7 protein-coding genes are annotated in these 17,642 nt (G+C 71.8%); all 7 read right to left on the bottom strand.

Features of this window, described 5'->3' with window-relative positions; translation table 11 throughout:
• Window positions 1-128: 128 nt before the first annotated feature.
• The 7 genes from treY to AC6CR5_RS11360 are packed head-to-tail and all read right to left on the bottom strand — an operon-like array spanning window position 129 to window position 17,638.
• Window positions 129-2,825: a malto-oligosyltrehalose synthase gene (gene treY / locus AC6CR5_RS11390; protein ID WP_498085632.1), complete on the bottom strand. Its 2,697-nt coding sequence runs from the start codon at window positions 2,823-2,825 to the stop codon at window positions 129-131.
• Window positions 2,822-4,939: a 4-alpha-glucanotransferase gene (gene malQ, locus AC6CR5_RS11385; RefSeq protein WP_498085631.1), complete on the bottom strand. Its 2,118-nt coding sequence runs from the start codon at window positions 4,937-4,939 to the stop codon at window positions 2,822-2,824. The genes treY and malQ overlap by 4 nt, the downstream gene beginning before the upstream one ends.
• Window positions 4,936-6,729, bottom strand: a complete 1,794-nt coding sequence (treZ, locus tag AC6CR5_RS11380) for a malto-oligosyltrehalose trehalohydrolase (RefSeq protein WP_172999694.1) — start codon at window positions 6,727-6,729, stop codon at window positions 4,936-4,938. Before treZ ends, malQ begins: the two co-directional genes overlap by 4 nt.
• Window positions 6,726-8,837, bottom strand: a complete 2,112-nt coding sequence (gene glgX, locus AC6CR5_RS11375; protein WP_054516161.1) for a glycogen debranching protein GlgX — start codon at window positions 8,835-8,837, stop codon at window positions 6,726-6,728. The genes treZ and glgX overlap by 4 nt, the downstream gene beginning before the upstream one ends.
• Window positions 8,838-8,839: 2 nt before the next feature.
• Window positions 8,840-11,056 carry a 1,4-alpha-glucan branching protein GlgB gene (gene glgB, locus AC6CR5_RS11370; protein WP_498085630.1) on the bottom strand — a complete coding sequence of 739 codons (2,217 nt, stop codon included), beginning with the start codon at window positions 11,054-11,056 and terminating at the stop codon, window positions 8,840-8,842.
• Entirely contained in the window at window positions 11,053-14,418 is a 3,366-nt protein-coding gene (gene treS, locus AC6CR5_RS11365; protein WP_054498796.1) for a maltose alpha-D-glucosyltransferase, read from the bottom strand. Before treS ends, glgB begins: the two co-directional genes overlap by 4 nt.
• Window positions 14,419-14,440: 22 nt before the next feature.
• Window positions 14,441-17,638: a maltotransferase domain-containing protein gene (locus tag AC6CR5_RS11360; protein ID WP_498085629.1), complete on the bottom strand. Its 3,198-nt coding sequence runs from the start codon at window positions 17,636-17,638 to the stop codon at window positions 14,441-14,443.
• Between the last annotated feature and the right edge of the window lie 4 nt (window positions 17,639-17,642).

Below are 17,642 nucleotides of genomic sequence, written 5' to 3'. Positions count from 1 at the left end.
TTTTGGGCGCACTGCTTCGGGCGTATCGCGCCCGGCACTGCGCCTATGAGCATACGCCCGGCGGGGGCGTCGTTGCCATTCATGCCATGTCCTGTTGCAAGTGCGAGCATCTGTTGCTTGGACAGGGGTTACTTTGCAATCACGCATAACGCGACGGGGCTATCGCGCAGCAGGTCGGCCAGGTCCCAGGCCGTATCGGCATGCCGCGACGACAGCAGCTCCAGCAGCGGGCGCGGCATATCGTCCGGCGGCAGCAGGCGAGTGCCGGACCAATGGGCGCTGGCCGTCGCGGCGTCGGCCCGCGCATAGCCGGCGATCGCCGTGGCGCACAGGCGCGGCACGACGACCAGCATGGCCTGATCCTCATGGCGCCGCAGGAAGGCCAGCACATGTTGCGCGCGCGGTCCCTGCGCGGCAACGGCTTGCAGCGTGCCGTCGCGCAATAGCGCGGGATGGCGCGCGCGCAGGGCCAGCGCGCGCTGGATCAGCGCCTGCTTGACCGCGCCGCTGCGCCATGCGGCGGCGCCGGTGTCGATGGCGGCGTCGCCGCGTGGCGCGGCGGCCAGCAGGGCCGCGCGCCCGGTATAGTCGACCGGCCGGCGATTGTCGGGATCGACCAGGCTGAAATCCCACAGGTCGGCGCCCTGGTACAGGTCGGGCACGCCGGGCAGGGTATTGCGCAGCAGGGTCTGGGCCAGGCTGTTGATCAGCCCGGCGGGCGCCAGCCGCAGCGCATAGGCGGCGATCTCGCGCAACAGCGCCTGGCCGTCGGTGGTCGTCGACAGGGCGTCGAGCGCTTGCGCGGCGGCGTCTTCATAGGGGGCGTCGGGCGCGGTCCAGCGCGTGTGCAACTTGGCCTCGCGCAGGGCCTTCACCTGCCACTGCGCCACGCGCGCCAGGTAGGCACCGACCGCGTCGGGACGGGCGGCGATATCATCGGGCGCAAGGTCGAGCGGCCAGGCGCCGACCAGCGTCTGCAGCAACAGATAGCGGTCGGCGCGCGTGGGCATGCCGTCGCGGGCGGGCAGGCGTTCGATCCAGTCGCGGGCGGTGGCGATCCAGTCCTGCGGGATTTCGCTCAGCGCCGCCAGGCGGCAACGGCTGTCTTCGCCGCGTTTGTGGTCGTGGGTGGCGGTGGCCAGCATGGCGTCGGGATGGCTGGCGGCCCGCGCGGCGCAGGCGTCGAGAAAGGCTTCGGGCTGCAGCGCGAAGCGCGCGGGACTGGCGCCAACCTCGTTGCGCGAGAGCAGCGGACCGTAGCGATAGAACAGCGTGTCTTCCAGCGCTTTGGCGGCCAGCGGCGGCGTCAGCTGCTGGAAGTGGCGCAGGGCACGGGCGCGCGCGTTGCGCACGGCGTTGGCCGCGTTCTCGTCCTGGGGCTGGCCGGGCGCGCCGTCCAGCCATTGGTCCAGCAGGCGCAGCAGGCGGTCGTCGGGGCTGCCGGGGGCGGCCCCCAGCGCGCTGCCGGCAGCGGCCAGCGCCGCGCGCCAATGGCTCGCGTCGGCGCCGCCGCGCCCGCCGTCCTCCGCGTAGCTGCGGTACGCGGGAAACGCCGCCAGCAAGGCCGTCACGGCGCGATCGATCGCCGGCGCGGCCCAGTCGCGGGTGCGCAGGTCCAGGCGCGCCACGCGCGTCAGCGCGCGTACCAGCACCAGTCGTTCGGCGGCGAAGTGGCGCGCCAGCATGAGTTCGCGGGCGCCGCGCAGCTGCGCCGACGGCGTCCGGGTGTCGCCGCTCAAGGCCTGCCAGAATTGCGCCAGCGGTTCACGCGCGGCGGGCGCGTGCAGCAGCGCGCCGACCTGGTCCATGAAGTCATAGCCGGTGGTGCCGTCGGTGGCCCAGCGCGGGTCGATGCGCTCGTCATCGGCCAGGATCTTTTCCACGACCAGATAGGGTTCGGTGGCCAGGCCGGCCTGCGCGCGCGCCGGCGCCGCCTGGGCCAGCGCCGCGCGCAACCGGCGCAGGTAGGCGCCCGGCGCGGCCAGGCCGTCGATGTGGTCGATGCGCAGCCCGTCGAGCAAGCCTTCGCGGTACAGGCGCAGGGGCAGCGCGTGCACGGCGTCGAATACGACGTCGTCCTCGACCCGCACGCCAACCAGCTCGTGGATTTCGAAGAAGCGTCGCCAGTTGATCTGGTCGGGCGCGGTGCGCCACCAGGCCAGGCGGTAATGCTGGCGTTCCAGCAACTGGTGCAGGCGGCGCCGGCCGGGCATCGTGTCCGGCGCATGCGCGGCGCACGTGCGCGCGGGGCTTTGCACCGGCAAGGGCGCTTCGGCCAGGGGATAGCGCTGGCCGCCCACCACGATGGTGTAACCCTGGGCGCGGTCGTGCGCCAGGGCGATGGCGCCGGCATCCAGGCATTCGCCGTACGGATCGGGCAGCACCGGCAGCAATACCTTGCCGCGCAGGGCGGGGTCGGGGGCGCGCCAGTCGATGTCGAAGCAGCGCGAATGCTGGCTGCGTTCGCCGTAGCGCAGCACGTCGGCCCACCAGGGGTTGGAGACGTCGGCGGCCATGTGGTTGGGCACGATGTCGGCGATCAATCCCATGCCGTGGGCGCGGGCCTCGTCCGCCAGGCGCCGAAGGGCGGCCTCGCCGCCCAGTTCCGGGCTGACCTGGCCATGGTCGATGACATCGTAGCCGTGGGTCGAGCCGGCGCGCGCGCGCGTGATGGGCGACAGGTACAGGTGGCTGATGCCCAGGTCGGCCAGGTAGGCGACCTGGTCGCGCGCGTCGTCCAGGGTGTAGCCGGCATGCAGCTGCAGGCGGGCGGTGGCGCGCGGGCGCAAGGGCGCGCGCGTGGCGGACGGGTTGGCGCCGTTCATGGCTTGCGCCCTCTCAGGGACCGTAGCGGCGCCAGCCGTTCGCGCGCGGCGGGCGCCTCCAGGCAGTCGGCGGCGGCCAGCGGCTGGCGCTGACGCCAGTTGGGATGGCGGCTGTCGGCGCCCGGCAGATTGGGCTGGTCGACCATGCCGGTGGCGTCTTCCAGCGGCACCAGGGCCAAGGGGCACGGCGCCGCCGCCACATAGGCCAGCAGCGTAGCCGCAGGGACCTGTTCCGGCGCGGGTTCGGGCGGCTGGTGGGCATGCGCGCGCACGGCCTGCCACAAGCTTTCGCGATCGGCGGCGCGCGCGGCGCGCAGGTCGGCCGCGCTTTCCTGCGGGCCCAGAAGGTCCAGGCTGGCGCGCCAGTCGATGTCGCGGCCGCGCCACCAGCCCTCCAGCGTGGGCAGGTCGTGGGTCGTGGTCATGGCCGCGGCCTGCGCGGGCCAGGCGCCCGGCGCCGTGAACGCGGCGGGCGAGGGCGCGGCGGACGCTTCGCGCATGAACCACAGCACGTCCATGCCCAGCAGGCCGTGTTCGCGCAGCGCGTCGTCGAAGCCCTCGGGCACGGTGCCCAGGTTCTCGCCGATCATCAGCGCCCGGTGGCGCCAGGCTTCCAGCGCCGTCAGGCGCAGCAGCGTGCGCAGCGGATAACGCAGATAGGCGCCGTCGGCCGCCGCCGCCCCGTCCGGAATCAGCCACAGGCGCGCCATGCCCAGGATATGGTCGATGCGCAGTCCGCCCGCCTGCGCCAGGCCGGCGCGCAGCAGGGCAATGAAGGCGGCGTAGCCCGATTCCCGCAGCGCCTGGGGCGACAGGGCGGTCAGGCCCCAGGCCTGGCCCAAGGGGTTGTGGATATCGGGCGGGGCGCCCACGCCGGCGCGCCGCATCAGGTCGGCCTGGTGACTCCAGGCGTGGCTGCCGGCCGGGCTGGCGCCGATCGCCAGGTCCGCGATCAAGCCGATGCGCATGCCGGCGCCACGGGCTGCCTGCTGCACCTGCGACAGGCTGACGGCGGCCAGCCATTGCGTGAATTGATGAAAGTCCAGTTCACCCGCCTGCGCCTGGGCGAAGCCGCGGGTTTCGTTCGAGCGCGGGTCGCGCAGCCCGTCGGGCCAGGCGGTCCAGCTGCGCGGCGCGCCGGGCAGTTGCGCAAGGTTCTCGTGCAGCGCCTCGAACAGCGCGTGGTCGCGCAGGTCCTGGCCGCCGGCGCGGCAGAACGCCTGCAGCGCCTGGCGCTGGTCCGCGGTGGCGGTATGCTGGAAGCCGCGGTGCAACTCGCGCAACAGCCGCCGGCGCGCCCGCGCGGCCTGGGGCCAATCGATCAGGTCGCGTTGTTCCAGCGCGTGCAGCGCCTGTTGCGCCGCCTGCCCCATGCGCGCAAGCGCCGCGCGCACGGCCTCGGCGCCGAGCACGGCGGCGGGATCGGCGTACAGCGTATTCAGGAACAGCCGGCTGGAGGGCGAGTAGGGGCTGTATTGGCCGGGGTCGGCGGCAAACATGGCATGCACCGGACTCATGGCCAGCGCGTCGGCGCCTGCCGCGCCGGCGCTGATGGCCAGGTCGCGCAGGGCGCCGAAGTCGCCGAAGCCGTGGGTCGCCTGGACGGGATCGGCGGCCTGCCGCCGCAGGCTGTAGACCTGCGCGGCCAGGCCCCATGCGCGCGGCTCGGGTTCGTCCAGCAACAGGGAGGGCGGCGGCGCGCTGGCCGGCGCCACCGCCAGGGTGGTGACGCCGCCCGGCAGCGCCAGCGTGTAGTAGCCGGGCACCGTGGGCAGGAGGAGTTCTGGCATGCCGGTCGCGTCCGTGGTGGTGTGGCCGGCCAGGGCGCGGGCATGCACGGCGCTGATTTCGTAGGCGCCGGCGCAGGCGGGCGGCAGCCGCAGCCTGCCCCCGGCTACCGCGACCATCATCGCGGGCAGCCGGGCCTGGCTGCGGGCCGCGGCCAGCCGCGCGTGGCTGTCGCGGATATCGGCCTCGCTGTCGGCGGGCAGGTCCATCGCGCGCAGCAGGGCGCGCAAGGTGTCAGGCGCGACCGCGCGCGGCTGCTGGCGGGCGTCGGTCCAATGCTCGGCCAGGCCGGCGGCCATGGCCAGCGCCGAGAGCGTGGCACTCATGCGGCGTCCTCCAGCAGGTACACCGCGCTGTCGCCGCACACGCTGCCCGTGGCCAGCGCGGCACGGGCGCCGGGCAATGATTCGAACAGCAGGTCGGAAAAATCCCCGGTGGGCGCCAACGATGACGGCAGGGGTTCGGGCGCTGCGCCCAGGTTGGCGTACAGCGTCAGCACCGCGCCATCGCCCAGGCGCCAGCGCGCATGCACGCCGCGTTCGCCCAGCGCCAGCGCGCCCAGGCTGGCGGCGCCGCGCAGGCGCGGCGCCAGCGCGCGCTGGCGCAAATGCAGCAGCGCGCGATAGTAGGTGAGCCAGGTCTTGGCGTCATCGTCCTGTTCCGCCGTCCAGGGCTGGCTGCGCGCGTAGGTGGCGGGATCATCGGGATCGGGCAGCGTGGCGGCGTCGGGGCCGCTGAATTCGGCAAAGGACGAGAACTCGCGCCGCCGGCCCTCGCGCACCGCTTGCGCCAGGGCCGGATCCGTGTGGCTGGTGAAATACAGGAACGGCGATTCGCTGCCGATTTCCTCGCCCATGAAGATCAGCGGGATCTGGGGCGACAGCAATTGCAGCGCCACCGCCGCGCGCAGCCGGTCGGCCGACGGCACCAGCCGGGTCAGGCGGTCGCCGTGGGCGCGGTTGCCGGTCTGGTCGTGGTTCTGCAGGAACAGGACGAAGGCCGTGGGCGGCAGATGGGCGCTGGGTTCACCGCGCGGCCGGCCGCCGCGGTGGGCGCTGGGCTGGCCTTGATAGAGCCAGCCCTGTTCCAGGCAGCGCGCCAGCGCCTCGGATGGCTGCGCCGCATAGTCGGCGTAGTAGCCTTGGGACTCGCCGGTCAGCAGGTGATGCAGGACATGGTGCGCGTCGTCGTTCCATTGCGCGTCGTAGCCCGCCTGCAGCAGCGACGCGCGATTGTCGTCGTTCTCCAGCACCAGGTGGACGTGGCGTCCGGGCAACTGGCCGCGCACGTGCTGCGCCAGTTCCTCCAGCCAGCCATGGCCGGCGATGGCGTGCACCGCGTCCAGCCGCAGGCCGTCGAAACGGTACTCGCCGAGCCAGTGCAGGGCATTCTCGGCGAAATAGCGGCGCACCGCTGCCTGGCGAAAATCGATGGCCGCGCCCCAGGGGGTTTGGATATCGTCGCGAAAGAATGGCGCGGCGTAGCTGGCCAGGAAATTGCCATCCGGGCCGAAGTGGTTGTAGACCACGTCCAGCATGACGCCCATGCCCAGGCCATGGGCGCTGTCGATCAGCGCCTTCAGGTCGTCGGGAGAGCCGTAGGCGGTGTCGGGCGCATAGGGCAGGACGCCGTCGTAGCCCCAGTTGCGGGGTCCGGGGAAGTCCGCCAGCGGCATCAGTTCGAGCAGGGTGACGCCCAGTTCGGCCAGCGCCGGCAGGCGCTGGCGCAGGCCGGCGTAGCCGCCCGCCAGCCCGGCGTGGACTTCGTACAGCACGGTCTCTTCCCATGGCCGCCCGCGCCAGCCCGGATGCCGCCAGGGGTAGGCGTCGGCGCCGGTGACGATGCTGGCGCCGTGCACGTCATCCTGCTGCAGGCGCGAGGCGGGATCCGGCACCAGGGTGCCGTCGCCGAGGCGATAGCGGTAGCGCGTGCCGGCGCCGCAATCGACGTCTACCTGGGCGTAGCCTTGCGCGTCGGGGTGCAGCGCGATGGGCGCGCGTCCCTCGATCACCAGCGCCAGCCCGGGCGCGGCCGTCGGCGCCCACAGGCGAAAGCGGGTGCGGCCGTCGGGCAAGGGCAGGGCGCCGAAGGAGAAAGGTTCGGGCCAGGCGCTCATGATGCTTGTCCGGGGACGGGGGCGGCGGCCAGCAGCAGCAGGCTTTGGGCCTGCACCGTGACTTCGGCGCCATGGACCGGCGCGGCCGCGGCCGGCGCGGACGAGTCCAGTTCGCGTATCCAGGCCAGCGTCGGCGACGGCAGGGTGAACGGCTGCGCTTCGCTGCCCGGATTGAGCAGCAGCAGCGTGACGTCGGCGCTGCCGTCCTCGCGCAGGGCGGCGCGCCGCAAGGCCATGGCCTTGGCGCCGGCGTCCTCCCAGGATGCCGGTTCGATGGGCTGGCCGTCGGGGTTGAACCAGTCGATGGCGGCCACGCCCGGACAGATCTCGCGCGCCGCATCGCCGTAGCGGGCCGCGCGCAGCGCCGGGTGGCCGCGCCGCAGCGCCAGCGCGCGCGCCACCATCTGGCTCAAGGCGCGGCCTTCATCGCTTTGGGCCTGCGTCCAGTCCAGCCAGGACAGCGGGTTGTCCTGACAGTAGGCGTTGTTGTTGCCCTCCTGGCTGTTGCCGAATTCGTCGCCGGCCAGCAGCATCGGGGTGCCATCCGATAGGCACAGCGTCGCCAGCAGCGCGCGCTGCACGCGGGCGCGGCGCTCCAGCACCGCTTCATCGGTGCTCGGGCCTTCCTCGCCCCAGTTGCTGCTGTAGTTCTCGGGATGACCATCGTCGCCGTTTTCGCCGTTGGCCTCGTTGTGCCGGCCGTCGTAGCTGACCACGTCGCGCACGGTGAAGCCGTCGTGCGAGGCCACGAAATTGACGCTGGCCCAGGGGCGGCGGTGGCGGCGGTCGAATACGTCGCGCGAACCGGTCAGCCGGGCCGCCATGTCGCCGCGCTGGCCATCGTCCCCGCGCCAGTAGCGCCGCACCGTATCGCGGTAGCGATCGTTCCATTCAGCGAAGCCGGGCGGATGGTTGCCCAGCTGATAGCCGTCCGGGCCGATGTCCCACGGCTCGGAAATGAGCTTGGCATGCGCCAGCTCCGGGTCCTGCAGCAGGGCGTCGAAGAAGCCCGAGCCGGGATCGAAGCCGGTGCCTTCCCGCCCCAGGGTGACGCCCAGGTCGAAGCGGAAGCCGTCCACGCCGTAGGAACGCACCCAGTAGCGCAGCGAGTCGGTCACCATCTGCAGCACCCGCGGGTGCGACAGGTTGACCGTATTGCCGCAGCCGGTGTCGTTGATGTAGTGGCGTTCCTCGCCCGGAACCAGGCGGTAGTAGCTGGCATTGTCCAGGCCTCGCCAGGACAGCGTGGGGCCCAGTTCGTTGCCTTCGCAGGTATGGTTGTAGACCACGTCCAGGATGACCTCCAGGCCGGCCGCGTGCAGCCGCCGGATGGCCTGGCGCAGGTCGTTGGGCCCGTGCTGCAGATAGGAGGGTTCGGGCGCGAAGAACGACAGCGTGTTGTAGCCCCAATAGTTGCGCAGTCCGCGTTCGAGCAGGAAGCGGTCCTGCAGGAACGCGTGCACCGGCAGCAGTTCGACGGCGGTGACGCCCAGGCGTTGCAGGTGCTCGATGAAGCGGGGATCGGCCAGCGCGGCGCTGGTGCCGCGCAGCGGCTGGCGCAGGTCCTCGCGCTGCATCGAGGCGCCGCGCAGGTGGACTTCGTAGATGACGCTGTCGGTCCAGCCGGTGCGCGGGGGCTTGCTGTTGCCCCAGTTGAAGGGCAGGTCCTCGGCGACCACCGCCTTGGGCATGGCGGGCGCGCTGTCGCGCCGGTCCATCGTCAGGTCGGCGCGGGCGTGGTTCAGGCGGTAGCCGAACAGCGCGTCGCTCCAGTTCACGGGGCCGGTCAGCTGGCGCGCGTACGGGTCCAGCAGCAGCTTGTGCGGATTGAAGCGATGGCCGTTGCGCGGGTCGTACGGGCCGTGGGCCCGCAAACCGTAGACCAGCCCGGGCTGGGCGTCGGGCAGGTAGCCGTGCCAGATCTCGTCGGTGCACTCCGGCAGGTCGAAGCGGCGCAGTTCCTTGCGGCCGCGGCTGTCGAACACGCACACCTCGATGCGCGTGGCGTTGGCCGAGAAAACGGCGAAGTTCACGCCCAGGCCATCGCTGACGGCGCCGAGCGGATAGGGCTGGCCGGCAGTCATGCGGGTCAACAGAGAGGGATCCATGGTCATTCGTCTCGATGCAGGAAGTAAAGGGTGGATAGCGGCGGCAGCGTCAGCAGCAGCGACTGGGCATGGCCATGCGCCGGTTCGGCGCGCGCCTGCGCCCGGCCAAGATTGCCGGCGCCGGTGCCGCCGTAGCTGCCGGCGTCGGTGTTCAGGATCTCGTCCCAGCGGCCGCCCAGCGGCACGCCGACGCGGTAGGCGGCGCGCGCCACCGGCGTGAAGTTGCTGACCGCCAGCACCTGCGCGGCGCCGTCCGTGCGCAGAAAGGCGACCACGCTGTTATCGGCGTCGTCCAGGACGACCCAGGCAAAGCCGGCTGGATCGGCGTCACGGGCATGCAGCGCGGGCAGGGCGCGGTACAGGCGATTGAGGTCGCCGACCAGTCGTTGCATGCCCTTGCGGGCCGGATCGTCCAGCAGGTTCCAGTCGAGCGGAGCGTCATGGTTCCATTCGGCGGCCTGCGCGATCTCGCCGCCCATGAACAGCAGTTTCTTGCCGGGGTGGGCCCACATGTAGCCCAGGTAGGCGCGCAAATTGGCGAAGCGGGCGGTGACGTCGCCGGGCGTCTTGTTCAGCAGCGATCCCTTGCCGTGCACCACTTCATCGTGCGAGAGCGGCAGGACGTAGCGCTCGGCATAGGCATAGACCATGCTGAAGGTCAGCTCGCCGTGGTGGTACTTGCGGTGCACCGGGTCTTCGGCGAGGTAGCGCAGCGTGTCGTGCATCCAGCCCATGTTCCACTTGTAGTGGAAGCCCAGGCCGCCGTCCGCCACCGGCGCGGTGACCCCGGGCCAGGCGGTGGATTCCTCGGCGATCATCATGGCGTCGGGCACCTCGTCGCGCACGGCCTGGTTGAGGCCGCGCAGGAAGTCGACGGCCTCCAGGTTCTCGCGGCCGCCGTGGCGGTTCGGAATCCATTCGCCGGGACGGCGGCTGTAGTCGCGGTACAGCATCGACGCCACCGCGTCCACCCGCAGGCCGTCGACGTGGAACCGCCGCAGCCAGTGCAGCGCGCTGGCGATCATGAAGGCACGGACTTCGGTCCGGCCCAGGTTGTAGACCAATGTGTGCCAGTCGGGGTGGTAGCCTTCGCGCGGGTCGTCGTACTCGTAGAGCGCGGTGCCGTCAAAACGGGCCAGCCCATGCGCGTCATCGGGGAAGTGGGCCGGCACCCAGTCCAGGATCACGCCGATGCCGGCCGCGTGGCAGCGGTCGACGAAGTGCGCGAACGCCGCCGGCGGGCCGAAGCGCGCGCTGGGCGCGAACAGCCCCAGCGGCTGATAGCCCCAGGATCCGCCGAACGGGTGTTCCATGATGGGCATCAGCTCAATGTGCGAAAAGCCCATCGAGGCGGCATAGGCGGGCAGCTTGTCGGCCAGTTGCCGCCACGGGCAGCCGCCGTCCGGCGCCAGCCAGGAGCCCGCGTGGACTTCATAGATGGCGATGGGAGCGCCGGGCGCATGGCGTTCGCCGCGCGCCCGCATCCAGTCGTCGTCGGTCCAGGGATAGGGGGCGGCCGCATCCACGATCGAGGCGGTGGCCGGCGGCGGTTCGGCGCGGCGGGCGTGCGGGTCGGCCTTGAAGCGGACCGCGCCGGTGGCGTCGGTGATTGCGAATTTGTAGCGCGCGCCGGCCGCGACGCCCGGCGCGAACAGTTCCCATACGCCGGCCTCGTGGCGCAGGCGCATGCCGTGGCGCCGCGGATCCCAGCTGTTGAAGTCGCCCACCAGCGCCACGCGCCGCGCGTTCGGCGCCCAGACCGCGCAGCGCACCCCGTCCACGCCGTCGACGCTGGCGGGCCGCACGCCAAGCCACGCCAGCGCGGCCCGCCAGTCACCGTCGCGCAGGCCCTGCAGCGCCTCGGTAGGCAGCAGCGGCCCGAACGCGTATGTGTCGGCGACATGCTGGCGCGCGTCCGGCCATTCGATGTCCAGTTGGTAGGAATGCCCGGCGCCGGCCCGGGCGGGCCCGGCCGGACCGCTGAACAGGCCATCGCCCTCGTCGGCCAGCGGGAAGCGGGCGCCATCGGGAGCAACTACGGTCACCGAGCGCGCGCCGGGCAGCAGCGCGCGCACGCCGCCGTCATGCGGCCCGAGCACGGCGAACGGATCGTCATGGGCGCCGGCCAGCAGCGCGGCGCGCTGCGCCGCGTCCAGGGCGGCCGGCGCGGGATGCGGGGATGCAGCGCTGGCGCGCGGGTCGTGGTTGCGGCGGCTCATGGCGTCGGGTCCTCGGCGTCGATCGCCGCGTTCTGCACCAGCGCATGCGCCAGGCCGGACAGCGCGCACAGCGGAATGGAGATCCAGTCGGGGCGGTGGCCGGCCTCGTAGCCGATCTCGTAGGCGGCTTTTTCCAGTTGGGCCAGTTGCAGCAGGGTGCGCCAGGCCGGCGACGGCGCGGCTCCGGCTTCCTCGTAGCCCTGCAGAAAGGCCTCGGTGGCGCGGGCGCGAAAGCGCGCCAGCAACGCATCGCGCAACTGCGCCGGCGAATTCGCGGTGGCGGCGTTTTCCATCGGCGCCGCGTTGGCGTCGGTGGGGGCGCCGCCCAGCGGATCGTGGCGCGCCACGGCGGCGGCCGCGTAGTCGAACGACCGCAGCATGCCGGCCACGTCCTTGGCGGGCGAGGCCAGTTGCCGGCGCAGGGACAGCGGCTGGTCGGGTTCGCCCTCGAAGTCGATCAGGTAGGCATCGGTCTGCGCCACCAGCACCTGGCCCAGATGCAGATCGCCATGGACGCGGATCAGCGGGCTGCCGGCGAGGGCTTGCGCCATGCGCTCGATCCGCGCCACCAGGCGGCCGTGGTGGTCGAACAGCCATTGGGCGCAGGCCCGCGAAGGTTCCTCCAGGCTGTCGACACAGGCGCGCAGCGCCTGGGCGGCTTGATCGAGCTGGCCCACGACGCGCGCGGCGAGGGCATCGGCCTCTTCCTGCGACGCGATGGCCGGGGCGAACGCCGGATCGTCGCTGGGCCGCGCCAGCACCTGGTGCAATTGCGCCAGGCGCCGGCCGATGGTGGCGGCCTGGGTGGCATAGCCTTCCAGGCTGGCTTCGAATTCCTCGGGGCTGTCGCCGCCCAGCAGCGCCGTGGCGAGCGTGCGCTTCAGGTAGTCCAGCGTCCAGTTCCAGGCGTCGCCTTCGTTGGCGATGTAGGCGTACAGCACTGCCAGCGTGCAGGGCACGCCATCGCCGTCCACGCGTTGTATTTCGCCCAGCAGCGCGGGGATGTTGGCATAGCCCGCGCGGGTCAGGTGGCGGCTCATCTCGACTTCCGCCGACAGCCCCGGCGGGGCATTGCGCAGCAGTTTCAGGATGGCCTTGCCGCCGATCACCACCGAACTGTTGGACTGCTCGCCGCTGATCCATTGCAGCGCCGGTTCGGCGTCCAGCGCCAGTTCCGTCATGCCGGGTTCGGGCAGGCTGCGGATCACGCCGGGCCGCTCGCCCGGCTTGCCGCCTTGGCGGCCATCCCATTCGCGGCCGTGGCGCAGGGCGTCGACCACCCCCAGCACGAAGCCGGGCTGCAGGAAGGCATCGGCCAGGATGCCGACTTCAGGGCCGCGCCGCACGCGCGCGATCGGGTACTGCACTTGCGCGGCCTCGTCCCAGACCAGCGCGAACGGGATCTGCACCCGCCGCGCGACCGCGGCGTCGGCTGGCTCGGCTTCGGCCCAGTAGTATTCGGTAGTGCCGGCGCCGGAGGATTCGGCCCGGCCGGCGCCGAAGGGCGTGGCGTAGGCCAGCGACGCCCGGGCGGGCGGCGTGGCGCCGGGGAACCAGCGCTGGCGCGCCAGGTATTCTGGCAGCACTTCGGTTTCCAGGGTCTGGCGCGAGCCATCCGTGAGGACGGCGTTGGCATGGCCGCGCAACACCAGCGTGACCAGCTCCGGCATGCGTTCCGGCGCGCTCGCGTGCCAGCCGGGCGGCGCTGCCTCGGCGCTCAGGTCCATCCAGTAAAAGCCGTAGGGCGGCAGCGTCAGCAGGTAGGGCAGCTCGCCGATCGCGGGAAACGGCGTGCCGCCTAGCATCTCCACCGGCACGCGGCCGTCGAAGGCCTGCAGCGGCAGTTCGACCGGCTGGGCGGCGTTGGACAGGTTGGCCACGCACAGGATGGTGGTGTCGCGCCATTGCCGCAGGTAGGCCAGGATCTTGCGATTGCCGGCCTGGATGAAGCGCAGCGTGCCGCGGCCGAAGGCGTGGGTCTGGCGGCGCTGCGCCAGCATGCGGCGGGTCCAGTTCAGCAGCGAGTGCGGGTCGCGCTGCTGGGCCTCGACGTTGACGGCCTCATAGCCATACAGCGGCCCCATCAACACCGGCAGCGGCAGCCGTTCGGGGTCGGCGCGCGAGAAGCCGCCGTTGCGGTCGGGCGACCATTGCATCGGCGTGCGCACGCCGTCGCGGTCCCCCAGGTGCACGTTGTCGCCCATGCCCAGTTCGTCGCCGTAGTACAGCACCGGCGTGCCGGGCATCGACAAGAGCAGGCTGTTCATCAGTTCGACCCGCCGCCGGTCGCGTTCCAGCAGCGGCGCCAGGCGGCGGCGGATGCCCAGGTTGATGCGGGCGCGCGGATCGGCCGCGTAGACGCTCCAGAGGTAGTCGCGTTCGCGGCTGGTGACCATCTCCAGCGTCAGTTCGTCGTGGTTGCGCAGGAAGATGGCCCACTGGCAGGTGGCGGGGATGTCGGGCGTCTGGCGGATGATGTCAGTGATGGGAAAGCGGTCTTCCTGCGCAATCGCCATGTACATGCGCGGCATCAGCGGGAAGTGGAACGACATGTGGCATTCGTCGCCATTGCCGAAGTATTCCTGCGCGTCCTCGGGCCACTGGTTGGCCTCGGCCAGCAACAGGCGCCCGGGATATTCGCTATCGATCACGGCGCGAATGCGCTTGAGCACCTGGTGGGTCTCGGGCAGGTTCTCGTTGTTGGTGCCCTCGCGCTCGACCAGGTAGGGCACGGCGTCCAGCCGCAGCCCGTCCACGCCCATGTCCAGCCAGTGGCGCATCACCGCCAGCACTTCCTTGAGCACCTGCGGATTGTCGTAGTTCAGGTCGGGCTGGTGCGAGTAGAAGCGGTGCCAGAAGTAGGCGTTGGCCACCGGGTCCCAGGTCCAGTTGGACTTCTCGGTGTCGCAGAAGATCACGCGGGTGCCGGCATAGGCCTTGTCGTTGTCCGACCAAACGTAGAAATTGCGCGCCGCCGAGCCGGGCCGCGAGGTGCGCGCCCGCTGGAACCACGGATGCTGGTCGGAGGTATGGTTGACCACCAGCTCGGTGATGACGCGCAGGCCGCGCGCGTGGGCCGCGCGGATCAGCTTGCGCACGTCGGCGACGGTGCCGTAGTCGGGATGCACGCCGCGGTAGTCGGCGATGTCGTAGCCGTCGTCGCGCCGCGGCGAAGGGTAGAAGGGCAGCAGCCAGATCGTATCGACGCCCAGGTTGGCGATGTAGTCGAGCTTGGAAATCAGCCCGGGCAGGTCGCCCACGCCGTCGTCGTTGGAATCGAAGAACGACTTCACATGCAGTTGGTAGACCACCGCGTCCTTGTACCAAAGGCCGTCGTCCTGGGGGTGGGGTTGGCTGATCATGGGCATGGGCTCCCTGGCGGCGTCAGCCATGACGCGACAGCCGCCAGATGCGATAGGGTTGGTCGGGGGACAACGCCACCTCGCGCTCGCCGCGCCAGGTTTCGCGCTGGCCGGCCAGCAGGTCTTCGGCCACCAGGCCGTCCGGCCAGGGCGGCGCGAACAGCGCGTAGGGCGGCTCGACCCGGGCCATCTGGGGATGGAACGGATCCAGGCTGATGGCCGCCAGCACCACGTTGCCGTTGCCCGGCGTGGCCTTGGCGAAGGCGATGACGCGGTCGTTGCCGCTTGCCGCCAGCGTCAGGCCGCGGTGGCTCTGCAGGGCGGGGTTGGCCTGGCGCAACTGGTTCAGGCGGGCGATGTCGGCGCGGATATTGCCGGGCTGGCGCCAGTCGCGCTGGCGCAGCTCGTATTTTTCCGAATCCAGGTATTCCTCCTTGCCGGGCACCGGCGCGGCCTCGCACAGTTCGAAGCCGCTGTAGACGCCCCACAGGCCCGAGCCCAGCGCCGCCAATGCCGCGCGGATCAGGAAGCCGGGACGGCCGCTGGTCTGCAGAAAGACCGGATTGATGTCCGGCGTGTTGACGAAGAAGTGCGGCCGGAAAAAATCCGCGGCTGGCGCATGCGAGATCTCTTGCAGGTAGGCTTCGAGCTCGGCCTTGTCGTTGCGCCAGGTGAAGTAGGTGTACGACTGCGTGAATCCCACCTTGGCCAGCCGGTACATCATCTTGGGCCGGGTGAAGGCTTCGGACAGGAACAGCACGTCCGGATGGCGCGCATGGACTTCGGCGATCAGCCACTGCCAGAAGGGCAAGGGCTTGGTATGCGGGTTGTCGACGCGGAAGATGCGCACGCCGTGTCCCACCCAGAACAGCACGATGTCGCGCAGCGCGCGCCACAGCCCGAGCTTGCGGGCGCGCTTGGGCGCGGGGCCGTAGAACGCCACGTTGACGATGTCCTGGTACTTCTTCGGCGGATTCTCGGCATAGCGCAGCGATCCGTCGGGCCGCCACGAGAACCAGTCGGGATGCTGGCTCAGCCAGGGATGGTCGGGCGAGCACTGGATGGCGAAGTCCAGGGCCATTTCAAGGCCATGCCGCTCCGCCTCCCTGACCAGCCGCAGGAAGTCCGCCAGGGTGCCCAGGCGCGGTTCGATGGCGTCGTGGCCGCCGGCCGGCGAGCCGATGGCGTAAGGGCTGCCGACGTCGTCCGGTCCGGCGCTCAGGCTATTGTTGCGCCCTTTGCGGTTGGCCTGGCCGATGGGATGGATCGGCGGCAGGTAGAGCACGTCGAAGCCCATTTCGCGGATGTCGGGCAGGCGCGCGATGACGTCATCGAACGTGCCATGCCGGCCGGGCTCGGCCGCCTGCGAACGGGGAAACAGCTCATACCAGGCGGCGTGCACGGCCTGCGGCCGGTCGACCCAGACCGGGTAGATGGCGGACAGCGACTCGAACGGGCGGCTGTCCAGCGTCCGCATGGCCTGGGCCAGGGCGGGGCTGAGCAGCATCTCGATCTGGTCCGCATCTGGTTCGGCCTGGGCATCGCGCGCCGCGCAAAGCTTGAGCGCGCGCTTGATGAGGCCGGCGCCTGCGCCGGGCGGGGCGTCCTGCCCGCCGCGCTGGTCGGCCTCGCGCAGCAATTGCAGGCCTTCCTCGCGCTCCAGCCGCAGGCTGGCGCCGGCGGCATGCTTGACCTCCAGCTCGTGCCGGTAGCTTTCCCAGGCGTCGTACCAGGCCGCGACCTGGAAGGCGTGGGGCCCGATCCGCCCTGGCCGGAAGGCGGCTTCCCAGCGGTCGTTGGTGGCCAGGGACATCGGCACGCTGTGCCAAGCGGGTTCGTCGTCGGCGCGCCAGCGCAGCTCGGCCGCCAGCCGGTCATGACCGTCCATGAAGATGTCGGCCTGCACCCGGACCAGTTCGTGCACGCGGCATTTGACGGCATGCGCGCCGGCGTCGACCGCGGGCGCGACCTGTTCGATGGCCACGCGCGCTTGCGCGCCGGCGTCATTGCGCAGCATGGCCGCGTTGCGCGGCGCGGCGCATACGGGCAGTGCCGCCGACACGTCGTAGCGAGCGCAGGCCGCGGGCGCCAGCGTGTCATCGGCCGGGGCGTCGTCGCGGGGCTTGATCGCGCCCGCCGGCAGCAGGCCGCCGGCCAGGTCCCAGTCGACGCGCGCGGCGCCCGTGTCGTCGGGATTGAGCGCCAGCAGCGCGGCGCCCTGGTCGCCGGTCGCGCGCAGCAGCAAGGTGGCGCCGCCGTCGCGGCCGACGACGATGCGCGGCGGGCCGGCGACATGCGCCTCGCGCAGCCAGGAGTTGACGCGGGCGGCGCCGGCCGCGCGGTCGAGATCTCCGGCGAGCCAGCCGGCGGCGCAGAACGCCGCCGCCCAGCCCCGGCGGGTGTCGACGGCGGGGCGCTCGGACGTGTCCTCGTCCGGCTCCGGTTCGTCTCCCTCCAGGGCGCAGGTGGGGGCGATCACGGGCGCCACCGCATGCAGGCGCTCCAGTTCCTCGGCCAGCCACGGCGCGCGATAGTCCCACCACGGCAGCGAGCAGAAGACCGCGTCGAAACCCGCGCCGCGCAGGCGTTCCAGCGCCGCGGGCGGCAGGCCCGGGGTCCATGCCAGGCAGCGCAGGTCGCCATTGAGCTGGCGCGACGGTTCGAACAATGCCCGCCAGGCGGGCGCATCGAGCATGGGCGGCGGCTGTACCACGTAGCCGGCCACGCCGCTGCGCGTCCAGCGCAGCAGCCGCGCCGCCCAGGCCTCGATGAAACCCGCGGGCGGGCCGTCGCGCAGCTGCCGCACGTCGTGCTCGCGCCAGGGCAGGCGCGGATCGCGCGCCGGGTCATCGACCGGGTCCTGGTACCAGGCGGCGGGGGCGGTGGCGCCATGGGCCTGGCGGGCCACCCGCTGCAACTCGAGCCGCAGCAGCAGCGCCAAGCCATGGTCCGCGGCGCTGCGGGCATCGCGCGCCAGCCTCGCCGGCAGCGGTTCGGTGCGCCCGTCCGGCGCCGCCGCCAGGTCGGCATCGACCGGGGCCAGCGAGCGCGCGCCGGGCGGGCAGAGCCAGGGAACCGGCACCAGCACCGCCGTGAAACCCTCGTGGCGCAAGCCGGCCAGCAGCGGCTCACGCGCCGCGGCCTCGGCCGGCAGGCCGGCGCGCGCGTAGTAGATACGCGGCATGGGCGGGTTGCCGGACGAGGAGGAGGGGGCTGCCATGCGC

It is taken from the genome of Achromobacter sp. EG18 (assembly GCF_059759395.1).
This window is presented reverse-complemented; position numbering and strand designations above follow the sequence as displayed.

Bases quoted from the DNA above. Each gene is read 5' to 3' on its own strand.
- treY (WP_498085632.1), bottom strand. From the start codon at position 2,825: ATGAACGGCGCCAACCCGTCCGCCACGCGCGCGCCCTTGCGCCCGCGC.
- malQ (WP_498085631.1), bottom strand. From the start codon at position 4,939: ATGAGTGCCACGCTCTCGGCGCTGGCCATGGCCGCCGGCCTGGCCGAG.
- treZ (WP_172999694.1), bottom strand. From the start codon at position 6,729: ATGAGCGCCTGGCCCGAACCTTTCTCCTTCGGCGCCCTGCCCTTGCCC.
- glgX (WP_054516161.1), bottom strand. From the start codon at position 8,837: ATGGATCCCTCTCTGTTGACCCGCATGACTGCCGGCCAGCCCTATCCG.
- glgB (WP_498085630.1), bottom strand. From the start codon at position 11,056: ATGAGCCGCCGCAACCACGACCCGCGCGCCAGCGCTGCATCCCCGCAT.
- treS (WP_054498796.1), bottom strand. From the start codon at position 14,418: ATGATCAGCCAACCCCACCCCCAGGACGACGGCCTTTGGTACAAGGAC.
- AC6CR5_RS11360 (WP_498085629.1), bottom strand. From the start codon at position 17,638: ATGGCAGCCCCCTCCTCCTCGTCCGGCAACCCGCCCATGCCGCGTATC.